This window comes from Rhizobium sp. CF122 (genome assembly GCF_000282035.1).
GTDB lineage: Bacteria > Pseudomonadota > Alphaproteobacteria > Rhizobiales > Rhizobiaceae > Rhizobium.
Map to the genome: position 1 here is coordinate 37,845 of NZ_AKKA01000010.1, position 23,666 is coordinate 61,510.

At 59.0% G+C, this 23,666-nt stretch carries 17 protein-coding genes and 3 pseudogenes; 13 read left to right on the forward strand and 7 right to left on the reverse strand.

Going from position 1 to position 23,666, the window contains the following annotated elements:
- Window positions 1-124 precede the first annotated feature (124 nt).
- Both PMI09_RS02770 and PMI09_RS02775 read left to right on the forward strand, forming a co-directional pair.
- Window positions 125-316: pseudogene (locus PMI09_RS02770) on the forward strand (DUF7940 domain-containing protein); the annotation flags it as partial.
- 238 nt (window positions 317-554) lie between these two features.
- Complete coding sequence (locus PMI09_RS02775) at window positions 555-1,268, forward strand: SHOCT domain-containing protein (protein WP_007788641.1); 714 nt, start codon at window positions 555-557, stop codon at window positions 1,266-1,268.
- A 25-nt stretch (window positions 1,269-1,293) separates the two neighbouring features.
- Here the strand turns inward: PMI09_RS02775 and PMI09_RS02780 are convergent, their stop codons facing one another.
- A complete protein-coding gene (locus PMI09_RS02780; protein ID WP_007788643.1) occupies window positions 1,294-1,482 on the reverse strand; it encodes a hypothetical protein in 189 nt (62 codons plus the stop codon).
- Between the two features lie 1,079 nt (window positions 1,483-2,561).
- Here PMI09_RS02780 and PMI09_RS31970 point away from each other — a divergent pair.
- Window positions 2,562-2,798 (forward strand): annotated as a pseudogene (locus tag PMI09_RS31970) (GntR family transcriptional regulator); the annotation flags it as partial.
- A 525-nt stretch (window positions 2,799-3,323) separates the two neighbouring features.
- On the opposite strand, the gene PMI09_RS02795 reads toward PMI09_RS31970, so the two are convergent.
- Window positions 3,324-3,605: a type II toxin-antitoxin system RelE/ParE family toxin gene (locus tag PMI09_RS02795; RefSeq protein WP_007788653.1), complete on the reverse strand. Its 282-nt coding sequence runs from the start codon at window positions 3,603-3,605 to the stop codon at window positions 3,324-3,326.
- 4 nt (window positions 3,606-3,609) lie between these two features.
- Window positions 3,610-4,077, reverse strand: a complete 468-nt coding sequence (locus PMI09_RS02800) for a hypothetical protein (protein WP_007788654.1) — start codon at window positions 4,075-4,077, stop codon at window positions 3,610-3,612.
- A gap of 623 nt (window positions 4,078-4,700) precedes the next feature.
- Here PMI09_RS02800 and PMI09_RS02805 point away from each other — a divergent pair.
- Window positions 4,701-6,116 (forward strand): DUF1254 domain-containing protein, encoded by a 1,416-nt coding sequence (locus PMI09_RS02805; RefSeq protein ID WP_007788655.1) that lies wholly within the window; start codon window positions 4,701-4,703, stop codon window positions 6,114-6,116.
- A gap of 130 nt (window positions 6,117-6,246) precedes the next feature.
- Window positions 6,247-6,393: pseudogene (locus PMI09_RS31975) on the forward strand (IS5/IS1182 family transposase); the annotation flags it as partial.
- Window positions 6,394-6,784: 391 nt separating this feature from the next.
- On the opposite strand, the gene PMI09_RS02815 reads toward PMI09_RS31975, so the two are convergent.
- Window positions 6,785-7,465 (reverse strand): peroxiredoxin-like family protein, encoded by a 681-nt coding sequence (locus PMI09_RS02815; RefSeq protein ID WP_007788657.1) that lies wholly within the window; start codon window positions 7,463-7,465, stop codon window positions 6,785-6,787.
- Window positions 7,466-8,046: 581 nt separating this feature from the next.
- Here PMI09_RS02815 and PMI09_RS02820 point away from each other — a divergent pair.
- From PMI09_RS02820 to PMI09_RS02850, 6 genes are all read left to right on the forward strand, one after another.
- Window positions 8,047-8,892 carry a class I SAM-dependent methyltransferase gene (locus PMI09_RS02820; RefSeq protein WP_007788658.1) on the forward strand — a complete coding sequence of 282 codons (846 nt, stop codon included), beginning with the start codon at window positions 8,047-8,049 and terminating at the stop codon, window positions 8,890-8,892.
- An 892-nt stretch (window positions 8,893-9,784) separates the two neighbouring features.
- Complete coding sequence (gene bcsN, locus PMI09_RS02830) at window positions 9,785-10,747, forward strand: cellulose biosynthesis protein BcsN (protein ID WP_244423709.1); 963 nt, start codon at window positions 9,785-9,787, stop codon at window positions 10,745-10,747.
- A gap of 58 nt (window positions 10,748-10,805) precedes the next feature.
- Window positions 10,806-12,998, forward strand: coding sequence for a UDP-forming cellulose synthase catalytic subunit (bcsA, locus tag PMI09_RS02835; RefSeq protein WP_007788663.1), 2,193 nt, complete (start codon window positions 10,806-10,808; stop codon window positions 12,996-12,998).
- Complete coding sequence (locus PMI09_RS02840) at window positions 12,995-15,490, forward strand: cellulose biosynthesis cyclic di-GMP-binding regulatory protein BcsB (RefSeq protein WP_007788665.1); 2,496 nt, start codon at window positions 12,995-12,997, stop codon at window positions 15,488-15,490. The genes bcsA and PMI09_RS02840 overlap by 4 nt, the downstream gene beginning before the upstream one ends.
- A complete protein-coding gene (locus PMI09_RS02845) occupies window positions 15,487-16,536 on the forward strand; it encodes a glycosyl hydrolase family 8 (protein WP_007788667.1) in 1,050 nt (349 codons plus the stop codon). The genes PMI09_RS02840 and PMI09_RS02845 overlap by 4 nt, the downstream gene beginning before the upstream one ends.
- The gene (locus PMI09_RS02850; RefSeq protein WP_007788670.1) at window positions 16,533-18,827 is read left to right on the forward strand and encodes a hypothetical protein; all 2,295 of its coding nucleotides are present in this window, start codon (window positions 16,533-16,535) and stop codon (window positions 18,825-18,827) included. The genes PMI09_RS02845 and PMI09_RS02850 overlap by 4 nt, the downstream gene beginning before the upstream one ends.
- 255 nt (window positions 18,828-19,082) lie before the next feature.
- Here PMI09_RS02850 and PMI09_RS02855 read toward each other — a convergent pair whose 3' ends face one another.
- Window positions 19,083-19,736, reverse strand: a complete 654-nt coding sequence (locus PMI09_RS02855) for a hydrolase (protein ID WP_007788672.1) — start codon at window positions 19,734-19,736, stop codon at window positions 19,083-19,085.
- A gap of 152 nt (window positions 19,737-19,888) precedes the next feature.
- Here PMI09_RS02855 and PMI09_RS02860 point away from each other — a divergent pair, with 152 nt between their 5' ends.
- A complete protein-coding gene (locus tag PMI09_RS02860) occupies window positions 19,889-20,782 on the forward strand; it encodes a LysR family transcriptional regulator (RefSeq protein ID WP_007788674.1) in 894 nt (297 codons plus the stop codon).
- A gap of 335 nt (window positions 20,783-21,117) precedes the next feature.
- On the opposite strand, the gene PMI09_RS31170 is transcribed toward PMI09_RS02860, so the two are convergent.
- A complete protein-coding gene (locus tag PMI09_RS31170; protein WP_007788676.1) occupies window positions 21,118-21,270 on the reverse strand; it encodes a hypothetical protein in 153 nt (50 codons plus the stop codon).
- A gap of 189 nt (window positions 21,271-21,459) precedes the next feature.
- Here PMI09_RS31170 and PMI09_RS02870 point away from each other — a divergent pair, with 189 nt between their 5' ends.
- Window positions 21,460-22,536, forward strand: coding sequence for a nucleotidyltransferase family protein (locus tag PMI09_RS02870; protein ID WP_007788678.1), 1,077 nt, complete (start codon window positions 21,460-21,462; stop codon window positions 22,534-22,536).
- Between the two features lie 242 nt (window positions 22,537-22,778).
- On the opposite strand, the gene PMI09_RS02880 is transcribed toward PMI09_RS02870, so the two are convergent.
- Window positions 22,779-23,663, reverse strand: coding sequence for an intradiol ring-cleavage dioxygenase (locus PMI09_RS02880; RefSeq protein ID WP_007788682.1), 885 nt, complete (start codon window positions 23,661-23,663; stop codon window positions 22,779-22,781).
- Window positions 23,664-23,666 lie beyond the last annotated feature (3 nt).

Below are 23,666 nucleotides of genomic sequence, written 5' to 3' on the forward strand. Positions count from 1 at the left end.
CTGCTCCAGGACTTGGCGCACCGATCCCTCAGACTAATAGACGCAAGACTCGCTTCCGCGGGCCTTTCCCTTTTCCAACAATCTGGAGCCCTTCATGAAACTCATCGCTTAATGGCGACGGGGGCTTTTGTGCGCCTGGAGCATTCGTCTCGTCCTGCTGGCTGGCGCCTTGTCCGGTCTCGAGTTCGCCCTCACGTACCTTGACGGCTATCTGCCGATCCCACCTCGCACGTTCGCCGCTCTCTCGGGCCTGACGGTGGCCGCTGCCTTCGTCGCCCGCATCGTTGCCCAGAAGGATTTCGACAACGGCAAGTAAGAGAGCAAAAGCTGCCCATGCATCGGGGCTTGGTCTCGTAGCTTTGACGGCGACCTATCTCACCGAACCGTGGGAGGATACCAAGAACCTTGTCTACTATGACCGCCTTGGGAAGGTCTGGACCGTCTGCACAGGCGAGACAAAGCGGCCCGACGCGACAAGCTCTTATTGGGATTGCGCTTTATGACTGACCGTCGCAATTGATTGTGTGATTTGATTCGGAATTTTGAGAGTGGAAATGCGCGGTCTTCTGAATATCCTTCTTCTTGTCCTTATGCTCTTTGCCCTCGCTATCCTAGCTGTCAGCTCGTTCGTCGCCGGCGGCCTCATTCCGCTCTACTTCATCTTGGTATTCGTCGGCGCCGCGAAGCGTGAAGCTAAGGTCAAGACGAAGATCGAAGCGATGTTGATGCCTGACGAGAGCGTCGTGGCGAGCATCATCGAATACCGTGCGATGGCACTCTTTCGGCGCCGTGTGTCCATCGTGATAACCACCAGCCGCATGATTTCTGTTCGCCGGAAAATTCTGGGTGGCTACCGCATGCTGGACAAGCAGTGGAAAGACCTCAGCAACGCTCAGATGGACGAGAACATCTTTCCCGCACTCTTCGGCACGTCGCTTTCCTTCTCGTTCCTGGAGCCTGAAGGTAGCAGCCTGGGGGTTGGCGGTGGAAGCCCCAAAGACGCGGCGGAGGTCTACAAATACGCTCAATCTCAAGAGCAGGCCTGGGCAGAGAAACGTCGTATCCGTGGCATTGAAGAGAATCGATCGTTCGCAGGCGCTATCAACCTCGGCGGCCTGTTCCAGGCGGCAGGCGGCTCCTCAGAGGTGTCGCCGACGGATGCCATCGCAAACGAGATCAACAGCGCGAAATCCCTGCTTGCCTCGGGCGTTATATCGGACTCCGAGTTCCAGGAGATCAAATCGAAGATTTTGAGCCGTCGGTTCTGAGAGGCGGCGTGGGTACATCTCGCCTTTAGTGGAGGACATCCCACCAGTCCTTCTCTTGCGCTTCGTTCATGGTCTCCAGAGCCTCGATAATCTCGATCAGCTTGGCAGCCGTCATCTCCTGAACTTCAGAGATTCCGTCCTCGCTGACAATCATGGCCGTCCAAGTACCATCAGAATACCGGAAAGCGAGGAATGCGGGTTCAGTGCGGTTCATAACTGTCTCTCCTTGTCAGGAGCAGTCCGCCCGACGAACGTCCACTCGCAAAAGTGCGGGTTGGCAACACAGGGAAACCCTGCAGTCGTGGCTGCGGGGTCGATCGTTGGCTCTGAGGGGCTTCAATTTCAAAGCGTGGTGGAAACTATCCGTATAGGCCTTTGGTTCCCGCGGGAAACCGTATAGCGTCGCCCACCAATTGGCTTCCTAGCCTCATCAGCCAGAGTTTTAATGAGAATGGTGGCGACAGCCTTTGCCGCAATTTGGCGCCGGGTAGCGGTGCGGTTCACCGCGATCGGCATCATGCTTTGCGTGGCAGCATGGCTATTCGTGTTATGGATTTGTCTCTGCCTGATGCCGTTCTGGATCAGACGGCCAGCCAGTCGCGCCGAGCGTCTCAGCGTCCGCCCGCAATCCACGTGATACGACTCTGCCACAAAAAGAGCCCCGCATGGGCATTAGCGGGGCGAGGAAGAGTAACGTTGAAAGGGAACGGCAGGGATGTCAGAACCTACCGTCTATTCGCACAACGCGGCCCGCCGCATTTCGTTCCGACCGACGGGGCTAGCGCATGGCGAGCGCGATCGACAGGCTCTCACGCGTCCGGAAACCGGCCTCCATCAGGTCAAAAGCCGTCGCGATTGCCGCCCGAGTGCACTCGCTTTCCGGGTCTATTTGATTTGTTTGGCACCATGCGTCGATGACGGACATGAGGACTTCAATCTCGTCGTCGTCCAGTGTGAATATAGGGAATTGTGTGGTGGCGTTCCCCATAATGGCAAGAGCGAACAGACTCTCTTAATCGGACCGTGCCGTGCTTGGTCTAACGCCACATTATGCGGCTTATTCGCATGACGGTCGCTGAAAAGAAAAAGGCCGGAACGGGGTCGCGCCGGCCTTCCTCGATGCACTCTGCAACAGCTGCCAGTACCTCCGTGGTCAGTGTTGGAAATGCCGTGGGTCCAATCTAACGCGCACCGGACTTGATTCAAGTTCAGCTTTTGGAGGAGCGATCCAGTCGCACGGGAACTCACCGCTTCGGCAACAGTTCTACCTGAAGAAGGAGAACAGCTATGTCGTCTCAAACCCAGCGTATGCTTCATCTGCATTTCGAATACCTGGAGAGGACGCACGAGGGTTATCTTCTAACCGACGAACACAATCAGATGCTGGAAGCGATCCGGGACAGAAACGTTGATTTGGCCGACGAGCTGGCCCACGCCCATACCCGCCAGTTCCAGGATAACTTCATCAACTTCATGCGCGAGAACTACACAACCGACGTGACGCTCGGCCCGCTTCGGGCAGCGCAGTAGTTGGGTGCCAGCAATAAACCCGCGTCCCGAGCGGTGACTGAGACCCGACGGACGCTCTGAACATTGCGCCTGGAAGGCTCTTCAGTCCGTGGGAAACGACCGCTCGCGACCGAAGCCGCATATCGAGCCGATCCCAAGGCTGGGAGCCGGACTGAAATGGGTGTGACAGCGTATATTGAACGCATGAATGGAGCTACTGTTGGCGAACCCCAACCGGCATTCTTTCCCGAGCGCGCTAGGAGGTCCATTTTCTTTCCGAAGGACATCTCTTTCAGGTCTACCATGCACTTTTCTCGGCTCAGCGGACGCTTGAGACGATAGCAGGTAGTCGCGCCGTAGATGGCGTCGCAGAATTCGAAATCGTCTGCGAAATACTCCATCGTCAGGTGGATCCAATATATGGCGTGTCGGCTACGACGTTTGTTCGGGCGCCGATCGACGTCATCAACCGCTTCAAGCATATTGCAACGAGACTGGCTTTTCCTATGGGGAAGCCCTGGACGAACTGATGCGCAAAGCCGGGATCTAGTTCTCGGGCGGCCATTGCTGCGCGCCATGCAGGACACGAATTAACTCGACGTCGTCGGAAACCAGATAGGCGACGATATAGGGCATTCCGGACACCACCACTTCCCTTGTTTCCGACATTCGTCCGGTGCGGCCGGAGCCAGGAAAATCACGTAACCGTTCGACCTGGCGCTCAATTTCATCCCACATATCGAGAGCTGCCGAAGGATTATCCAAAGCAATGCGATCAACGATCCTGTCGAGATCAATGGCATAGGAATTACGCCTGATGATCCGCATCTATTCAATGATCCTGCGCACCGATGCGGCGCTGTAGGTCCGCCCGCCTCAGCCGCGACTTTTCTGCCCATTCATCCTCGGAAATTGCACGGTTCGAGCCATCCTCAATGCCATCCATCGCCTTTTGCACCTGGCTTCGGAACCATGCGTCGTGTTCGCCGGCCTCATGCAACTGGCGCTGGCGTTCCGCGGTGTCGGGCCGCTTCCGCTCTACAGCGGCCGGATCATGTTCGGTCATGTCGATTTCGAACCGCGCAAGCCCGAGCTCGTCGCGAACATAAGCGGCAGCCGTGTTCAGATTCCGCCAGATGCGCATGCGGCGGGACCTTTGAGCGGCAACCGCTCTTTCATTTGCCCCATATTTTACAAGAACGGCAAAACCGCCCGGCTGGCCTAAAACGACGGCGCCGTTGAGGGCGTGAGCGATTGCGAGGTTTTTGACGGCCTTGCCATCGATAGTATCCGGCTGCATGACAATCCCTTCTGATAAAAGCGATGCGTTTATCCACTATTCGCACAGTCCCGCCATTCTGGCAACCGCTTCGCCCCGATCTTCATTCAAAAGCGCATGCGAAGTTTCCCGCGAGTGCGAGTGTTGCGATTTTTGCTGTGTTAGTGCCACGCCGGCCCGCTATAAATGCGGTGCGAACCGCGTTGACTGCGGCCGACAACCTCTCTGGTGACGGCAATCGAACGGGATGATCGATCATGAGAGAAATGCCGTCGGCAACACGGACCCTTGTACCAACCACGATGCCCTAGCCTTCTATGAAGCCCACGGCTTCCGCAAGGTTGGAAACCTCTTGTTCGAGTTTGAAGGCATCCGAGCCCGAATTTCGTTCTGGCGGCCGATGTAACTGCGCCTGAATGACCGGTCCTGGCACCACGTGGCCGATGGGATGTCCGCTAGCGGCCCGAGGACTAAGCCGCTCGCGCGGCTACTCACCGTCTGGGTTGACGGCCGACATTCACCCTCGAAGTTTACAACGACAAATCGAACGCTGGTTCGACTTCTAATATGCGCCAAGGTACTATTTGCGCTTCCAGAATTCAGGCGCAGAATCCGCCGTCACGATTGTACTGGGGAGAAGAGCCATGGACATAACAAAACGCGAGTTCACCAAAGGTTTGGTTCTTGCTGCGGGGTTTGCGGCGTTTGCCCCCGTGATAGCCAGGGCCGCGGAAGTCACTCCTGCAGATGCGCGCGCCATCGCGAAGGAGGCTTACGTCTACGGCTTCCCAATGGTGGACAGCTACCGCATTCAATACGCGTATTTCGTCGACACTAAGAATCCCGAGTATAAGGGACCGTGGAATGAGATCATCAACACTCCACGGGTCTACACCCCGGCGGACACGGCGATCCAAACGCCAAACTCGGACACGCCCTACTCGTGGCTGGGCTTGGACCTGCGCACGGAACCCATGGTGCTCACCGTTCCACCGATTGAAAAGGATCGCTATTTCAGCGTCCAGCTTATTGACGCCTACACCTTCAACTTCGCTTATATCGGTAGCCGGGCGACCGGCAACGATGGTGGCAGCTTCATCGTCGCCGGGCCAGCCTGGAAAGGCAAGACGCCCAAGGGCGTGAAGAAGGTTATCCGCTCCGAGACCGACTTTGTATGGGCGGCCTACCGCACACAACTTTTCAATCCAGACGATCTCGATAACGTCAAGAAAGTCCAGGCCGGATACAAGGCGGAGCCGCTGTCAAAATTCCTCGGCAAGCCCGCGCCAAAATCCGCGCCCGCCGTTGATTTCGTCAAGCCGCTTTCGCCAGACGAGGAGAAGACGTCGCCCGAGTTTTTCAACATCCTCAACTTCATCTTGCAATACTGTCCGACCGATCCTTCGGAAACCAAACTGATGAAGCGCTTTGCCAAGATCGGGGTTGGCGCTGGGAAGACGTTCGATGCGAGCAAGCTCTCGCCCGACATGAAAGCTGCTATCGAGCAGGGAATGGCGGACGCCTGGACTGAACTCGAGAAGCTCGAGAAGCAGAAAATCGATACTGGGGAAGTCACCTCGGGCGACCTCTTCGGTACGCGGAAGTATCTAAAAAACAATTACCTCTACCGAATGGCTGGTGCAGTGCTCGGCATAGGGGGCAATTCGAAACAGGAGGCGATGTATCCAGTCTATGCGGTCGACGCTGATGGACACAAGTTGGAGGGTTCCAACCGCTACACCATCCACTTCGCGCCGGGGCAACTGCCGCCTGTCAACGCGTTCTGGTCACTGACTATGTATGAGTTGCCAAAGAGCCTGCTCGTCGCCAATCCCATCAACCGCTACTTAATCAATTCACCAATGCTGCCGCAGTTGGAAAAAGACGCGGATGGAGGCGTGACTCTTTATATCCAGAACGAGTCGCCGGGCAAGGACAAGGAACCGAATTGGCTGCCTGCCCCGAATGGTCCCTTCATTGCTTTCATGCGGCTTTATTGGCCAAAGGAAGCAGCGCTTGACGGGACATGGAAGCATCCGCCGATGAAGCTGGCAACATAGGAAAGCTGATCGCGGAACCCAACGCCTTCCCGACGACCGCTAGTGGCGGATTGTGTTGAAAACACTCGGCATTGCCGGTGCTTGAGACACGAGATTCAATCCTCTGAGTGATTTGCGGGGCAGCAGGCGAATGATGGGATGTCAGGCGGCTCCGGCGCAGCTATTCTACGATTTCTGCCTCGATGATCACGTTCCTACAGACCATCTGCTGCGCGGGATTGACCGCCATCTCGACCTCGACAGCGTCCGAGTACAGCTGAAGCCGTTCTACAGCAGCCTCGAAAGTGGAGTGGATACCCGCTGCCAGTTCAGCGGACGTGACATCTCCTTACTGCGGTCTCAATGGCTCCTTTGACCGTGGATATTTCTCGGTTCCGGCTGATCATAAGTAGGGGGGCAGTATTGGGAAACAGACGCAATTCCCGGCCACATTGCTGTCGCCGTGGGGGCATTTGCTGATCCCGTCTTTCCGGCCCCCACTTATTCCGGCTGGGAAGCGCAACGGCATCGCTGGGTTGACCCGCTTCTTGCTGTGGCTATCCACCATTCAGGTTGAGAACAACATTTAGTTTTCGGGCTCCGAGGCGCTACACAATAAGGCGGCTTATGGCCGCTTGTAGCGCAGAGCAACGAACGACTTAGGTAGCATCAACTCTCGTTCTTCGTTGTTAATCGGCGATTTGGGAAGCTGCCGACAGCAATTCTTCGGGATTGAGCGCCTGACACACATTTCGCCCCTCGTCTTCGACCTCCGTGAAGCTCCAGCGCACCACACCTTCTCGATCGAGCAAGAAGTGACCGACAAGCTGCATATGTCCGGCCAGGCTTACTTGCCGATCGGCTTCTGTAATTTCGTACCCGTCCTTCTTGTTGAGAACGTCACCTGCTGTGGGCGGGGGCATCGGTTCGGGCAACTCCCCCGGTCGATCAACCCGCATTGCCATGACCACGTCCATTCCAACCTTGTATGGCCAGTCGGTCTCATTGTGGGTGAACTTAAGGACGGGCAAGCCGAAGGCGCGATGCAAAGCCCGTTCCGGGTCGGATGCGGCAAGAAGATTGGGTATCGGCTGGTAACGGAAATAGAGCCGTGCGCGTTCGACCGGGGTGCTTACAACCGCCAGGGATTCGATGCCTTTCTCGCGCAGGGCCGGGTTGAGCTGTGCCATCGCCGCGACATGGCGGCGGCAGAAAGGACAGTGCAGGCCCCGAAACAGACCGATCAATAACGGGCTGCGGCCGCGAAAGTCATCAAGTGCGATCTTCCCTTGGCGCGAAATCGCATCCAGCACAAAATTCGGGGCTTGGTCTCCCGGTTGCAACAAATGTTCGACATGGCACGCAGACATGGAAAACCTCCTCACCGCGGCGATCCGTCGAGAAAAGGCACCACGACAAGTGCTTTTGAAGTCGAGCCCGCGTTGGGCGCTGCCGAGGCTAAGATCAAGCGTTACAGGCCTGACCTCTCGCTTCGGCGTACCGCCAGGATCACCCCTGAGAATGGCCCCACATTGGCCCACGAGCAAGCGTTAAGCAGCGAAGCGTGATCCAGCTCCGCGGGGCGACCGTTTGGATGGCGGCAGCCAACCGCAACGACCAAGATCGGGGCGAGAACCGACCTTACTGATCTGCGAAAATGACAACGATCATTGTCCCCTGATGATTGATTGCTAACCCTGCCGTCGCAAAGCGATAGATGACGTCATCCTCTAAATTTCTAAATTGATGCGCTCAATCGCTATAACACCCGCTGTCGTGATCGTGAGTCGCCAGAATTCACTTGCAGCCGCATTCCTCGACATACTCCACAATGTTTCTAGAGACGTTTTAGAAAAGCTTGCCGACCTCGATGCCTCATATTTCCTTTGAATCCCGATATCAGTGGCCCATAGTGCCTTTGCCGGTTGGACGCATCAGGGAGGAGGCGTGCATGTCAGCGAATCTCGACGATATCCGTGACCAGCAACGAGAGACCTGGGACAAGTTTTCGGCCGGCTGGAAAAAATGGGACAGCTTGGTTCTGGGTTGGCTCGCACCGTTTGGTGACACCATGCTTCGGAGCGCAAATCTCTCGAACAGCTTTAGCGTGCTTGACGTAGCCGCTGGCACCGGCGAACCCGGCCTGACGGCGGCGGCGGCAATCCCCGACGGTCATGTGACCGTAACCGATCTCTCGGAAAATATGCTGGCCGCAGCCGCCGAAAACGCAGCCAAACGTGGCCTCAAAAACTTCGAAACTCGGCTGTGCGATGCGGGAGCGTTGCCTTTTGCCGATGCCAGTTTCGACGCAGTCCTATGCCGGTTTGGGTTTATGTTCTTCCCGGATATCGCTACTGCCGCAAAGGAGATGGCACGCGTTGCAAAGCCCGGTGCGCGAGTCTGCGCCGCAGTATGGAGCACCCCTGCCAAAAATCCATGGGCGACCACGATCATGGGCAGCATCGCCCGCCACGTGGACATGCCCTCGCCGCCACCCGGCTCTCCGGGTTTGTTCCGCTGCGCGCCGGAAGGCATGATGGTCGAGACCTTTAGAGAGGCGGGCCTTGTCGACGTCGCCGAGGAAGAGGTTTCGACGATGATGGTCCACGATACCCCGGAGCGCTACTGGGACTTCATGACTGAGATCGCTGCACCGGTCGTCGCTGGACTATCCAGGGCCGATACGGCAACACGGGAGAAGATCCGTCGCGAGGTCCTGGAGCTAGCGCTGCAATTCGCCAGCGATGGCAAGGTTCACCTTCGCTCAACTGCAACGGTAATCGTCGGCACGCGATAGCCTAGGGTGCTTTTCCTTTGCGACATCTTATTGCTGAAAGGAACGAGTTTCAGCAACCAACAGAAGGTGTAAAGAGGCTACGTCACATTTTCCCAACCCGGCCCTGAACGTAGCGGTGAACCGTGGCGTTCCCGCTCCTGACGACGACTGGGACGCGGTCCGGGCTTCAGCCGGGCGGCCGTTCGGACCGTGAGCCCGGTGTCGGTCACCCCTTTTGGGGCTCAAAGTTCAAAGCCATTCAAGACCTGTCATACAGCTTTACCATGGATTTCGCGACCGTAGCGCGATGTTTGGAGTAACCCAATGCCCGCAGTGCATGGGCGATGATCTGCTTCGGAAAACGGTGATTCTTGTAGCTGACGGTCGGCTTTTCATGCTGCAGCAATTACAGACGTTAAGCTCCGAACAGCGTGACGCCGCCGCTAGAGGAGCGCGTACTGAATCAGGCTTACGCAATATCGACGGACAATTTGGAATCTTACGCGATCTTCATGGACACGCTAGTAGTCGTCATTCGAAGCGAAGTGGCTGAGGCTGAAGGTCGGCGCCGAGCCCGTCCCTTCTTGCTTGAGATCGGTCGTGACCTGCGAAGTCGACGGCGGTCTGCGAAGATCGGCGAGGCACTCACATTGAAGTCAGTCGTAAGCCCAAGCGCCTTGGGCATCATGACGAAATCGGAAAATGAAGCGCTGAAATGGCTGCGCGAACCGTTTCTCCACCACAGCTATCCTGACCCCACGCATTAACTTGGGGTTAACCATAAACGTCGTTTACCATGGGTGGCGGCCTCAAGGGTCGTTGATTCGGAAGTCCACCGCGAAACCATGCGCATGGATGTGAGGAAAGACGATTGCGGCGACCCGAAACGTTCAGTTTGCTGAAGGCGTCATGCTTGGCATTGCTTTGCGGGCTCGTGGTCGGATGCCAGTCGTCGGGAAACGTCAGGCTCCCAAATATTCCCGAGACGGTACCTGCAGAGCAGGCGCTGGCCTTGCCTCCGCCCGGTGGCCCCTCGATCGTCAGCGTCGTAGAGCACAAGCGCGGCAACGGCACCGAGCAGATGATTTCGCTCTACACGTCGTCTTCCGTATCCGGGCAGAATTTTCTCAAGGTGCAATTCCTCGGGGCATCAGGCTCCAATCCCGGTACCGGAAACGCCTCGTATCAAATGATCAGCGAAAACGGGATAATCCGCGAGGCATTTGCCGCGGTTCCCGGCGTGCAAATGACGCGATCCACGACCTATCTGCAAAACAGCTATGGACCGTTCGGCTATGCCTCTGGCCAGAGTGGTTCAGGCGATACCTGTCTTTATGGCTGGCAGCAGATCCGTTCGAGCAGATCCGCTCATACGCAAGCGCGCAACTTCGGAATGATCCAGGTACGGTTGCGCCTCTGCGACGCGCGGGCAACCGAAAGACAGTTGCTCGGAATAATGTACGGCTACACGATCGTCGGGATGCTGGACGGAGAAATCTGGAATCCATTTGGATCTGTGCAGGGCATTGATCCGACGCTCGGGCGCCCCGGCAATGCGATTTATCCGGACGAGGGCGGCTACAGGAGCATGCCGATGGCCTTTGGCTATGAACCTGCCCGCCCGGAAATCCAATCCCGTGTCGTTCGCGTACGCAGCGTTCAGCCGAAAGCTGAGGAGGCGCCTGCGCAGTTACCGCAGCCGACAGGTCCTCGCGTCCCGCTGCCGGACACGACGAGCGATTTGCCGCAACCAGGCATGTCAGCCGTGCCTTCGAACCAACAGCCGCAACCGAAAACCGCGACGGCGAGCGGCCTGGCGGTGCCGTCGCCAGATTGCATAGGGGATTCGGCCATGACGGCCGCGTGCCGAAGATAGACGTGAGAAGGCTGTAAGTGTTCCCAAGCACCCGGTCTGCATTGTCAAAGGGATGTTGATGCATAAAGCCCGAAGCATCGTTACGTGGGCCATCGTTTCTCTGTGTGTGATCGCGCTGATCACACTGCCAGTGAACCTTCAGACCCAGCTGATTGCGAGCATTGTCGTTGTCGCTGTAATGGCGATCATCAAGGGGCTGAAGGCTGAAGGCACCTGGAGGCTGATTGCGCTTGCCTTCGGCACCTCCATTGTTCTTCGCTATGTCTACTGGCGCACGACCAGCACGCTGCCGCCGATCAATCAGCCAGAAAACTTCATCCCCGGCCTGCTGCTCTATCTCGCGGAAATGTACAGCGTGGCGATGCTGGCGCTCAGCCTGTTCATTGTCGCTACGCCCCTACCTTCGCGCCCTTCGCGCGCGAGCAGGGAAGAACGCTTTCCCCATGTCGACGTGTTCGTTCCCTCCTACAATGAGGACTCGCACCTCCTGGCCAACACGCTGGCCGCCGCAAAGGCCATGGATTATCCCGCTGAGAGGCTGCATGTCTGGCTCCTGGACGATGGCGGCACGTTGCAGAAGCGCAATTCCAACAAGCTTCTCGAAGCCCAGGCAGCAGTGGCGCGCCACAACGAGCTCAAGAAACTCTGCGAGGATCTCGACGTACGCTACCTCACGCGCGACCGAAACGAGCATGCCAAGGCTGGCAACCTCAACAACGGAATGAAGCATTCGCGCGGCGAGCTGATCGCCGTATTCGATGCCGACCACGCACCGGCCCGCGACTTCCTGCTCGAAACCGTCGGCTACTTCGACGACGATCCGAAGCTGTTCCTTGTCCAGACACCGCATTTCTTCATCAACCCGGATCCCCTGGAACGAAATCTTCGAACCTTCGAGAGAATGCCGAGCGAGAACGAGATGTTTTACGGCATCATCCAGCGCGGTCTCGACAAATGGAACGCAGCATTCTTCTGCGGCTCGGCCGCCGTCCTCAGCCGAAGGGCGCTGGAATCCCAGGGTGGCTTCAGCGGCATCAGCATCACCGAGGACTGCGAAACTGCCCTTGCGCTTCACGGCAACGGATGGAACAGCATCTACGTGGACAAGCCCCTGATCGCTGGGCTGCAGCCAGCGACCTTTGCAAGCTTCATCGGCCAGCGCAGCCGATGGGCACAGGGAATGATGCAAATTCTGCGCTTCCGCTTCCCCTTGCTGAAGCGCGGTCTGACACTGCCGCAACGGCTTTGCTACATGTCGTCGACGCTCTTCTGGCTCTTCCCGTTTCCCCGCACGATCTTTCTGTTCGCGCCGCTTTTCTACCTCTTCTTCGATCTGGAGATCTTCACCGCATCAGGCGGCGAGTTCCTTGCCTATACGCTGGCATACATGCTCGTGAACCTGATGATGCAGAACTACCTCTACGGATCTTTTCGCTGGCCGTGGATATCGGAACTCTACGAGTATGTTCAGACGGTTCACCTGCTCCCGGCAGTGGTCTCGGTCATGCTCAATCCGCGAAAGCCAACGTTCAAGGTTACGGCGAAGGACGAGTCGATCGCGCTCAGCCGTCTTTCGGAAATCAGCCGGCCGTTCTTCGTCATCTTTGCCGTACTGCTGATTGCTTTGCTGGTGACCATCTATCGTATCTATGCCGAGCCCTATAAGGCCGACGTGACCTTGGTTGTCGGCGGCTGGAACATCATCAACCTGATCATGGCCGGCTGCGCCCTAGGCGTCGTTTCCGAACGTGGCGAGCGGGCCGCGTCTCGGCGCGTGCGCGTGAACCGTCGCTGCGAATTCGGGGTCAACGGTAAGTGGCACACGGCATCCGTCGAGGATGTCTCAGTACACGGCGCACGGCTGCATGTGTTCAACAAGCAGCTGGATCCGATGGTGATCGGCGCCGAGGGCGAGATACGCTTCCAGCCTCACAGCGGCGCAAGCATCGAAACGCTGCCGCTCATCGTCCGCAATATCCAGCCTTCCGGCGAGATTTTGGCCGTTGGCTGCCAATATAATCCGAAGAGCGCCCTCGATCACCGCCTGATCGCCGACCTGATGTTTGCGAATTCCGATCAGTGGACGCAGTTCCAGCAGGCGCGTCGCCACAACCCAGGTCTTATTCGCGGGACGATCTGGTTTCTCGGTCTATCGCTCTACCAGACAAGCCGCGGTCTCGTGTACCTTTTCCGCAGCATGCGGCCCGAACGCGAGCGGCAGAATCAGGTCGCGAAGGCAGGCAACTCATGAAGAAGATCACATCGATCTTTGCGTTTTTCCTCGCCGCTTGCGCGGTTGCCTATGCGCAAACGGCGCCTTTCGACATGTCGGGTGAGCGTGAGCAGGGCAGTACGCCGATGGTGCCGAGACTGACATTGCCGGCCACGCCAGCGCCGGCAGCGACACCGGTGGCCCCCGCGACGCCTGCCGCGCCCACCGCCCCTTTCTCCATGCCCCCCGCTTCACCGTCAGCCACGGCAACGCCACCATCGCAACCGCAGGCGCCAGCCGACGTTGCTCGACCGCAGCCTGCCCCACCAGTTGCCCCGGCGCAGGCGCAACGCCCTGCGCAACCGGCAATCCAGCGAGCTAGTCAAAGCTCAGTCCTGAGGTATGTCATCCCTTTCGCGAAGTTTGGTCTCGATGGCGAGTATGATCGCAAGTCGTGGTCAATCTACATCACGCCAGAGCAGGCTGCCGCGCCAGCAAAGTTCAACTTCTCCTATCAAAATGCTGTCGTCGTTGCCCCGGAGGCGTCGCAACTAACGGTTCTTCTGAACAGCCGGATCGTCGGCCAACAGCCGATCGCCTCATCAGACGCGCCATCGAACGTCTCCTTCGACGTGCCCGCGGGACTGCTGCAGCCGGGCGCGAATCTTCTGACATTCGAAGCCACCCAACGCCACCGCACCGACTGCACGGTTCAATCGACCTATGAACTTTGGACGGACATTGACCCGGCAAAGACCTATCTGAGCTTTAGTGGGCAAGAGGCGGCTAGGTTTTCCAGTACAGACGCCATTCGCGCGATCGGCGTCGATGAAACCGGCAAGACGCAGTTCAATTTCGTCGTGCCGGCGCTCGAGCAGCCGGGCACGACAAAGCCTCTCTTACGCCTTGCCCAGGGCCTCGCGGTCCTAAGCGGCATGCCGAACCAAACCTTCTCATTCACGCCTGACACGTTGCCGCAAGCGGGTGCGGGTCGTATGACTGTCGTCGTTGGAACGCCGGCCGAGCTTCAATCAGTGATTACGACGCCGCCGGCCGCGCAAGCGGCGCCGCTGGCCTCGTTCGTGACGGATCCGAAGTCTGGGGCACCCGTTCTTTTGATCAGCGGCCCCTCCTGGCCAGCAATCTCGTCCGCTATCGACACGATCGTTTCGACAACGGATCGCCCAGCGACGGCCGTTCGCGACACGCTGGTAACCGAGCGTTGGAGCGCCCCGGATGCGCCACTCATTCTGTCGGCCGCGAACCTGACGTTTGCGCAGCTGGGCGTGGCGACGGCGGAGTTTTCGGGACGACGCTTCCGTACCAGTTTCAATATCGCCGTGCCGTCCGATTTCTACGCGAACGCCTATGGCGAAGCCACTGTACTGCTCGACGCGGCCTTTACGCAGAATGTCCTGCCCGGCAGCCATATCGACATCTATGTGAACGGCAATATCGCTTCAACAGTGCCTATTTCGTCAACGGGTGGAGGCATATTCCGGCATTTGCCCATTCGCGTGACGATGCGGCATTTCAGGCCGGGCCTGAACACGCTGTCGCTCGAAGCCATCCTGATGACGAAGGAGGACGAGGTCTGCGTGCCCGGCACGACGGCTGGCGCAGCACCGCGCTTTGCGCTCTTCGACACCAGTGAGCTTCACATTCCCGACTTTGCCCGGATCGGGCAGCGGCCGAATCTGGCCGGCCTATCTGGAACCGGCTATCCCTATAATCGTGCGACGCAGCCAACGCCCCTCTTCATCGACCGGATCGATAGCGATACGCTGTCAGCGGCTGCTACGCTGCTCGGACAAATGGCGATGGTTGCCGGCCGCCCGATCGACGTTGAGCCGGCTGCGACTCCGGGCGCCATCGGCGAGCGAGACGCCATTTTCATTGGATCGATCTCGCAGATTCCGCCGGCGGTGCTGACGCAACTAAACATAGCGACGAGCAGTCAGGCCTCTTGGCGCCCACCCGCCGCGGCGCAATCAAACCAGACCGAGCGCACCGTGACCTTTGACGATTGGCGCTCGAGGGTTGGCGGCGGAGTATGGCGCGGGCAGATCACGTCATTTCAGGAGTGGCTTCGCCGCAACTTCGACATTTCGCTGAGTTCGCTGCAGTTCGTGCCCGGGTCGGAAGAAGCCTTCACGCCCTCGAACGAGCACAGCTTCTTGATCGCTCAGGGCAAAAGCGCCGCCGGGGGATCGTCCTGGACCATCGTCACGGCTCCTTCCGCCAAGGACCTGCGCGAGGGCGCCGAGGCAGTTACCGCACAGGTCAACTGGCCGCAGGTCGCGGGTCATATCACCACCTATTCCAGCAAGACCGGCAAGGTCGAAAGCATCCCGGTCGGTCGCTTCGATTTCGTTGCCTCTCAGCCTTGGTCAATCTCAAATTATCGCCTGATTGCTGCGAACTGGTTGTCTACGAACATCTTGTCCTACGCCTTCCTTCTGGTCGTCCTTTCGCTTCTGATCGGCACTGTCACGGCAGCCATGCTTTCCAGGCTGGGCAGGCGCGAATGAAGAGACTGTTGAAACTGATCTGCGCCGCAAGCTTTGCGGTTGCCGCCGCCTGCCAGTCCGCGCAGGCGCAAGGTCCGGGGATCAACCCGCAGGCATGGGGCGCCTATAAGGCGAAGTTCTTGGATGCCAGCGGCCGCATCGTCGATGATGCAAACGGCAATATCAGCCACAGCGAGGGCCAAGGGTATGGCCTGCTGCTTGCCTACCTTGCCAACAACCCCGCAGACTTCGAGCAGATATGGTACTTCACGCGCACTGAACTGTTGCTGCGCGACGATGGCCTGGCGGCCTGGAAATGGGATCCCGCCGTTACGCCGCATGTCACCGATATCAACAACGCCTCGGACGGCGATCTCTTGATTGCCTATGCGCTGGCCCTTGCCGGGTCTGCCTGGAACAGAAGTGACTATATCGAGTCAGCCGCGAAGATGGCTCAGGCGCTTCTTTCGCATGTCGTGGTCAGTTCAGGCGGACGCACGCTGCTGCTGCCTGGTGCCAGCGGTTTTGATTCTCCCGATCGCAAGGACGGCCCTATCATCAATCCCTCCTATTGGGTCTACGAGGCGATCCCGATCATGGCGCTCCTGGCGCCGTCCAACGCCTGGCAGAAACTGTCGGATGACGGCCTGTCACTGTTGCAGTCGATGAAATTCGGGCCACGAAAGCTGCCCAGCGATTGGGTGAGCCTCAATCGCATGCCGGAGCCCGCCAAGGGCTTCGATGCCGAATTCGGATACAACAGCCTGCGCATACCGCTCTACCTCGTTCGCGCGGGAATTTCGGACAAGGCTCTGCTGACAAGATTGCGCCAGGGAATGACCGCGGAGGACGGCACTTTGGCGACGATCAGCCTTGCGTCCGGTAAGCCAAAGACGCTGCTGTCGGACCCGGGTTATCGAATTGTTAACGATGTCGTGGCCTGTGTGACAGACGGAACGAAGCTGCCTGAGTCGTCGCAGCAGTTTGAGCCATCGCTCTACTATCCATCGACCCTTCATCTTCTTGGGTTGGCATTTGTCGGGGAGAAGCATCCGGAGTGTCTGTGAGATCCTCATCCGTTGCAATTGTTGTCGCGGTGGCGGTGGCCGGTCTGGTGACCGCCCTGAAGGATCGTGTGGCACTTCAGGAGATGCTCGGCTTCGGCGGACCGGGTCAATCACCCGCGCCACAGTTCATGCTGATGGGTCGTGTCACCGGGCCAGAGATCAGCCCCAAGCCTCAGATCGACGTGCAGGCGATTGCCGATCGGCTGCAAGCCGCAACGACGCTCCCGCCGCTGCCTCAGGAGAACGAGACCGCCGGTGACGCGGTCGAAGAACCCCTAACGGTCGCACAGGCACCGCAAGCGCCGCCTCCTGCTTCTCAGCCAGCCAAGCCGGCTCAGCCGAAAGTCGATGAGAGTGCGTTGCGCTATTTCGCCAGCCGTGGCGACAAGGCGCGACTGCAGGCTGAGATCGCGCGCCTCCAGGCGCTTTACCCGAACTGGGTGCCGCCCGCCGACCCTCTGGCTGTTCCGCCAAGCGGCGACAGGCAACTGGAACAGATGTGGCAATTGTATTCGGAGGGACGCTACGCGGAGCTTCGCAAGGCCATTGCCGATCGGCAGGCCTCCCAACCGGGATGGCAGCCGCCACCCGACTTGCTTGACCGATTGGATGTCGCGGAAGCCCGTGCACGCCTCGTCAATGCGTCCGACCTGAAACAATACTCAACTGTCGTCCAGATCGGCGCCAACACGCCGAGCCTTTTGACATGCAGCGACATCGATGTGCTCTGGCGCGTTGCCGAAGCCTTCGCGAGGACGGATCGCGCGCCTCGCGCCCGGGATGCCTATGTCTATATCTTGAAGAATTGCACGAATCCGCAGGAGCGTCTGGCGACCATTCAAAAAGCGTCCGCTTTGCTGTCTTACGCAACGATGCAGGACCTCCTGGCGCTCGAACGTCCCGACGGCAACGGCGGTCGCGAGTTCGACAGCATCCGCAATGACCTTGCCAGTCGCTTTGTCGCAGCTGGCAACGACGACCCCGATCTTGCTGTCGCGCCGGCTTACCTTTCGATTGTTCAACGACTTGCCGAAACCGAGGGGCTGGCATCCGACGCCCTTCTTCTCGGCTGGTACCAGCTTCGCCGGGGAAACTATGCGGATGCTGAAAAATGGTTCCGGGCAGCGCATAACAAGGAAGACACGGCAATTGCTTCCCAGGGGCTGGCGCTGGTGTTGATCGCCGGGAAGAAGCCTCAGGAGGCGGAGGACGTCATGTACAAGTGGCGCGGGACCTCCAAGGACGCGACCGCGACCTATCTTGCAGCGACGGCAAACCTGATGGCCCTGCAGCCACCGGCGAACCTTAGTGAAGAGGTGCTTTCGCGTATCGCCGCCGAGGTCATTGCGCAAAAATATGTGCCGACGGCGCAGCAATTCGGCTGGTTCGCCCGCACTTTGAACCAACCGCAGACGGCGGCTCGCTGGTTCGAGACGGCGTTGCGCTGGAAACCGGATGACGAACCGTCCGCCTACGGATTGGCCATCACGCGCGAGCAGTTGCACGACCGCGCGGGCGTGGCCGAGATCCAACGGCTATGGGCGGGCAAGTCCGAGCGCATCGCGCAGTTAGGGGAGACCGCCAACCGGCAAGCCACACAACCTCCCCTGCCCGCTCCTGGGCAGGCGGTGCCGCAAGGCGCCTCGCCCCCTGAAATCGTTAGGGCACCGACGGAGCGCATTGAGAGCGTAAGCCCACCGGCCCGTGTCGAGGCCTCGCGCCAGACTGCGATGCAAACGGTGACGGTTCGCCGCAGTGCAAGGCAGGTGCGCGGGTGCATGACCACGATCAATGCCCAATTGCTCGATCCGGAAACGGCATTATCACGCGGCTGGTGCCTGATGGACCTCAATCGTCCGATGGAGGCGGTAAAGGCGTTCGAGGCAGCGCTGGCCAGCCCAAACCGCAAGACGCGCGAAGATGCAGCCTATGGCCAGAGCCTCGCCTACCTGCGCGCCGGCCTATCCAACAATGCCGCCGTTGCAGCCACAAGGGCGCCGCAGACACAACAGCGCGCGGCCGAACTGCAAGTCGCGATCTTGGCCGACAGGGCCTTGGCCGCCTTCGACGCCAAGCGTTATCGAGAGGCCTTGATATACCTTGATCAGCGCGCGCAGCTCCAGCAGGAACCGATCGACCTGATGGTACTTCGCGGATACGCCTACTTGAGCATGAAGATGTACGGAGACGCGGAGCGGATCTTCACGGCCGCCGCAGCGACCGGCAGCAAGGATGCAAACCGCGGCCTGGCCGATCTGAAGGCATCGACACATCCTGATAGCGTCTACTAACGATGGCGGGAAATCTCCGTAAGGCGCGGGCCGCCAGATAGATTGTCTGGTGTTGCGGGCGGGCGGTGACGTGGGGGAGCGACTGGAGTGCCTGGATCAGCTCCTCTGGCCCGACCAAGCGAAGCGTTCGGTGCTCGTCCCCCGCCCCGAACGAGACATCGAACCTTCTCGCCAACGAATGTGGATGACGAGCCTCGATAAGTGATGCGCTTTTTCGCATCGCTTCGTTCAAGGTTCTCGTCATCCCCGCTCAAATCAGCCTGCGTTGCTCGGCACCGGCGTGCTGAGCAGCTGCTGCTCCCACAGATAGGCGATGCCGCTGCCGCCGGCGTGCTGCTTGAGAACTTCCGTCAACTCTCCGGCGTGCTCCGTCCTGGCCCAGTCACGTTGCCACTCCGAGGCCACCGCCAACCAAGTCATCATGTTCGCGCCCGCGCGGATCATGCGCTGGATCGCGACCTCGTGGGCCTCAACCGAAGTGCCGCCCGACGCATCCGTGACCACCGTCACATCCCAGCCCTCGCCCAGCGCCTGGATCGTCGGCATCGCGACACAGACCTCGGTCCACAGGCCGGCGATGATCAGTTGATTGCGGCCCGTCGCCTTGACCGCATCGACGACCTTCCGATCCTCCCAGGTGTTGATGAAGGTCCGGTCGATCACCTCCTGGCCGGGGAACACGTCAGTGATGTGCGGGAAGATCAGACCGCCTCGCGCCGCGATCACGCTGGTCAGGATGGTGGGGACGCCGAAGGCCTTGGCGGACTTCGCCAGGGCGGTCGTGTTGTTCACCACGGCCTGCGGGTCGTGGCTGTTCAGATTAGCGAGCTGGTAGGGCTGGTGGTCGATAAGAACGAGTACCGAATCTTCGGGACGAAGAAGCGAAGCAAGGCCATTACGAAAGGTCATTACTACATCCTTTGCTGCCGTTGTGAGCGGCATTGGTTTTGCGGGAGACATGCGCCAGTGGCGACGTTGCCTGGAACCATTATTGTCGTTCCTATTCGAGATGCGGTAGCATCCCTTTATGGCCAGCTGTGTCGCGGAAAGGGGAACGCTAAATGGACATCGAAGAGCTGCAGACCTTCGTAGAAGTGGCTGATGCTGGGGGAGTTTCGCCTGCTGCCCTCCGGCTCGGCGTCTCCAAGTCAATCGTCAGTCGGCGGCTCTTCCGGCTTGAAGCGGAACTTGGTGTCCAGCTTCTTGCACGGACCACCCGGGGCGCCGCTCTCACGGAAGCAGGGGCCACGTTCCGAGATTATGCAGCTAGAGTCTGCGCCGAGATCGACGTGGCCAGGGAAACGATCCTACCCGCCGGTGACCTTCGCGGCCGCTTGCGAGTTGCCGTCCCGCTTTCTTTCGGCCCGACTCACTTCGCTCCCATCCTCGCGGAAATGGCGCGCCGCCACCCCCAGCTCCAAATCCACACGTGCTACAGTGATCGCTTCGTCGATCTCATCACAGAGGGTTATGATTGTGCGATACGGGTTGGCTATCTTCAGGACTCCAACTTGATCGCAAGACGCGTCGGACCAATCCATGGGAAGTTCGTCGCGAGCCCGGACTACATCAAGGCGCATGGGTCGCCCGAGACGCCGGAGGAACTCGTCGCTCATGAGGCTCTCATGCAAGGCACCGAAGCCTGGCAACTCATGGATGGCGACAAGATCATCACGGTTCGTCCGCAGGGGCGCTTCAAGGCCGACAACGGCACAGCTCTAGTCGCCGCCGCAACAGCAGGACTCGGGATCGCCTATCTCCCCGACGGCCTCACCGATGAATATGTAGCCTCCGGAGCGCTTGTGCCGGTCATGACACGTTATCCCCCACCTCCGGCGGGTGCATATGTCATCCGCCCGCCAGGCCAGCATCCCGCGCGGAAGATACGTGTCCTCACCGAATTGCTGATTGAGTATTGCGAACCGGCTCCGCACCTCGCGGGTGTCGATCGCTAAAGCACGAACGGCGCGAATCCCCGGCCGGGGGCGGCGCACAGTGCCATAGTGCTCGGCGGTCGATGGCATTTGGTACCGAGCAGCGGAATTATCCGAGCAATGTGCGAGGAGCACATTGCTTACGTTGTAACAACGGTCGCATGACAAATAGCGTAAGAGTTATAAGGTTTTTCTAGCGCTCACCATGAGTGCGAAACAGCTCTCCACCAGCCGTTGCGGGCTCCGCATAAGAGTGAAATCTCGTCGGTTTTGGCCGTTGATGCCTATTAAGGCGTTTAGTCTCGTCATCCACCTCGAGCAATGACACCGGGAATACCCTGGTGAACTCCCTCACCTCAGTCGCCGCGACGCCAGTATCGATCCTCGACCGTCGCGGGCTGCTCTGCTGGAACGCGGTAGCGCTCCTCCCTCACCGAGATGTCGAGGTGTTCGTGGAACAGTGCGACATAGTCTCGTTCGAGCTGGAAATCAGACGAGACGTCACCCATGCTTGCGGCGACCTCCAACGAAGCGCCACCCGTTGAAGTGACTGAGATAGGCGGCCGAGCAGCCATCGAATTGAACTGAACGACATGCACTTAACCCCGGTTTCCGGGGTTTTGTTTGCCTGCCTTGACAACGAGCAAGGGAGTTATAATGTTTTTGCAAACACATTATAACCGAGACCGTCGAAGACGATGAAAGATGTTGGCCTTGTATTCCGCACGATGTTCGCGGAACTCGCCCAGCAGACATTGGACGCGCAAAGGCAATCGGACTTCCCGCTCAAGGGCCGCTTTGTAACCGTTCCAGTGAAGGGCAAAGACTATTTCTATTTCGACATCCCTACTCCCGAGGGCAAGGACAAGCGGAGCTATGTTGGCCCCGCAGCTGATCCCGAGATCGCAGAGCGCGTCAGGCGACATCGCGAGATCAAGGACAACATCAAGGAGCGGCGACGCTTGGTCTCCACGCTCCTCCGCTCGGGCGGCATGTCGGCTCCCAATCGGTTCGCCGGCGATATCACGAAGGCGCTCGCGGATGCGGGGTTCTTTCGCCTGCGTGGCGTCCTCGTCGGCTCGGTGGCCTATGGCTGCTACTCGGGCGTCCTTGGCGTTCGGCTTTCGACGACGGCAATGCAGACAGGCGATGCCGACCTGGCTATGGATTTCGCGATCTCGCAGGAGGTGGATGACAGCCTGCCGCCGATCTTGAGTATCTTGGCGGCCGTCGATCCGACGTTCCGGGCCGTACCGCATCAGGCCGACAAAGCAAGGGTGACGGCTTTCGTCAACCGGACCAATTACAGGGTCGAATTCCTGACGGGCAACCGGGGATCGGATGAATATACGGGAAAGCCGTCACCTATGCCCGCCCTCGGTGGTACGTCGGCGGGAAACCTCCGGCTCTTGGATTATCTGATCTACGAGCCCGTGAGCACCGTTCTGCTGCATCGGGAAGGAGTGAGCCTCAATGTCCCGGCTCCCGAGAGGTATGCCGTCCATAAGTGCATCGTGGCCTCTAGGCGGCCAACGGATGCACTTGGGAGGGCGAAGCGGGACAAGGACCTCCTGCAAGCCGCGACGCTCTTCGAGGCCATGCTTCAAACCCGGCAGGGCTACGTCTTGGCAGACGCGTACCAGGAGGCATGGGAGCGGGGACCGTCGTGGCGGGAGGGGATCGCTTCGGGTCTGGCGATGATGCCTGACAACAACGGCAAGGCCGCGCTGGCTGATGCCCTCGGTGTCCCAGTGGAGGAACTCGCAAAAGGATAGGGCTATGACCGACGAAATCATGTCATTTTTCGACGCACGCGCCATAGCCGACCTTGGGCAGATTATCGCACCCGCATGCTCCCCGCAGGAACCGGTCCCCCAAACCCGCGCCAAGTGTCACCTGCTGCGCTCGCACGCCCGTTCCCACCCTCCTGCGCAGGCTATAAAGTCGGCGCGGAAATCAGTCTTGCAGGGCGCCTATTATCACTGCCGCGGCCGTGCAAGGATCCTCGTCTGAAGGCTCAGTGCCTCCTGCGGGCAAGGACGAAGTCGTGCTTTACATCCCAGAAATCGCCCGCAAACTGATACTGTCGCGACCGTCCGGGATCGCTCGTGCGGCGGAATTGCGCAAGCAGGCTCTCCTTCACCCCGAAAACCGCATCGGAATCGATATAGGGATCGTCGGGATCGAAGATGTGGGTTGTCAGAGTTTCGAAACCGTCGGCCTTGATGATGTAGTGGAGATGGGCCGGCCGGTAGGGATGGCGGCCAAGGGCCTTCAGCAATTGTCCAACCGGACCGTCATCGGGGATCGGATAATATCTCGGCTTCACGGCCCGGAACCAATAGCGCCCATCAGGACCAGTTCGAAACACGCCCCGCAAATTGAAATCCGGCTGAATACCCTTCTGCTGGACGTCGTAGAAACCCTCATCATTCGCCTGCCAGATATCGATCAGTGCATCGGCGATAGGCTCGCCATCGGTGTCGAGGATCCGTCCTTCGATGAACATATCCTCGCCCTTCTGATCCAGGCAGATGTTTGCACCCATTGGCAGCTCCGGCGCGTCGGCAACATGAAACGGCCCAAGCACGGTGCTTTCCGAGGCACCCGAGGGTTTGCGGTTGTTGATCGCATCAACCAGCATCGACACGCCAAGGACATCGGAAAGGAGAATGAACTCCTGCCGCCACTCATTGCAGATTTGGCCCGTGTGCGTCAGGAAGAAGATAGCCTGCATCCACTCATCCTGTGTGGGCTCGATCTCCTTTACCGCTTCGTGGAGCTTTCGAGTGATGACTTCCATCACCTGCTTCAGGCGTTCGTCCTTGGCGTTCTTGTTGCGGCCAGTCACCACCGCGACCGAATCTTCTTCCGTGAAGAAGCCCTTTTCATGTGCTTCCATGAT

Bases quoted from the DNA above. Each gene is read 5' to 3' on its own strand.
- PMI09_RS02775 (WP_007788641.1), top strand. From the start codon at position 555: ATGCGCGGTCTTCTGAATATCCTTCTTCTTGTCCTTATGCTCTTTGCC.
- PMI09_RS02780 (WP_007788643.1), bottom strand. From the start codon at position 1,482: ATGAACCGCACTGAACCCGCATTCCTCGCTTTCCGGTATTCTGATGGT.
- PMI09_RS02795 (WP_007788653.1), bottom strand. From the start codon at position 3,605: ATGCGGATCATCAGGCGTAATTCCTATGCCATTGATCTCGACAGGATC.
- PMI09_RS02800 (WP_007788654.1), bottom strand. From the start codon at position 4,077: ATGCAGCCGGATACTATCGATGGCAAGGCCGTCAAAAACCTCGCAATC.
- PMI09_RS02805 (WP_007788655.1), top strand. From the start codon at position 4,701: ATGGACATAACAAAACGCGAGTTCACCAAAGGTTTGGTTCTTGCTGCG.
- PMI09_RS02815 (WP_007788657.1), bottom strand. From the start codon at position 7,465: ATGTCTGCGTGCCATGTCGAACATTTGTTGCAACCGGGAGACCAAGCC.
- PMI09_RS02820 (WP_007788658.1), top strand. From the start codon at position 8,047: ATGTCAGCGAATCTCGACGATATCCGTGACCAGCAACGAGAGACCTGG.
- bcsA (WP_007788663.1), top strand. From the start codon at position 10,806: ATGCATAAAGCCCGAAGCATCGTTACGTGGGCCATCGTTTCTCTGTGT.
- PMI09_RS02840 (WP_007788665.1), top strand. From the start codon at position 12,995: ATGAAGAAGATCACATCGATCTTTGCGTTTTTCCTCGCCGCTTGCGCG.
- PMI09_RS02845 (WP_007788667.1), top strand. From the start codon at position 15,487: ATGAAGAGACTGTTGAAACTGATCTGCGCCGCAAGCTTTGCGGTTGCC.
- PMI09_RS02855 (WP_007788672.1), bottom strand. From the start codon at position 19,736: ATGACCTTTCGTAATGGCCTTGCTTCGCTTCTTCGTCCCGAAGATTCG.
- PMI09_RS02860 (WP_007788674.1), top strand. From the start codon at position 19,889: ATGGACATCGAAGAGCTGCAGACCTTCGTAGAAGTGGCTGATGCTGGG.
- PMI09_RS31170 (WP_007788676.1), bottom strand. From the start codon at position 21,270: ATGGGTGACGTCTCGTCTGATTTCCAGCTCGAACGAGACTATGTCGCA.
- PMI09_RS02870 (WP_007788678.1), top strand. From the start codon at position 21,460: ATGAAAGATGTTGGCCTTGTATTCCGCACGATGTTCGCGGAACTCGCC.
- PMI09_RS02880 (WP_007788682.1), bottom strand. From the start codon at position 23,663: ATGGAAGCACATGAAAAGGGCTTCTTCACGGAAGAAGATTCGGTCGCG.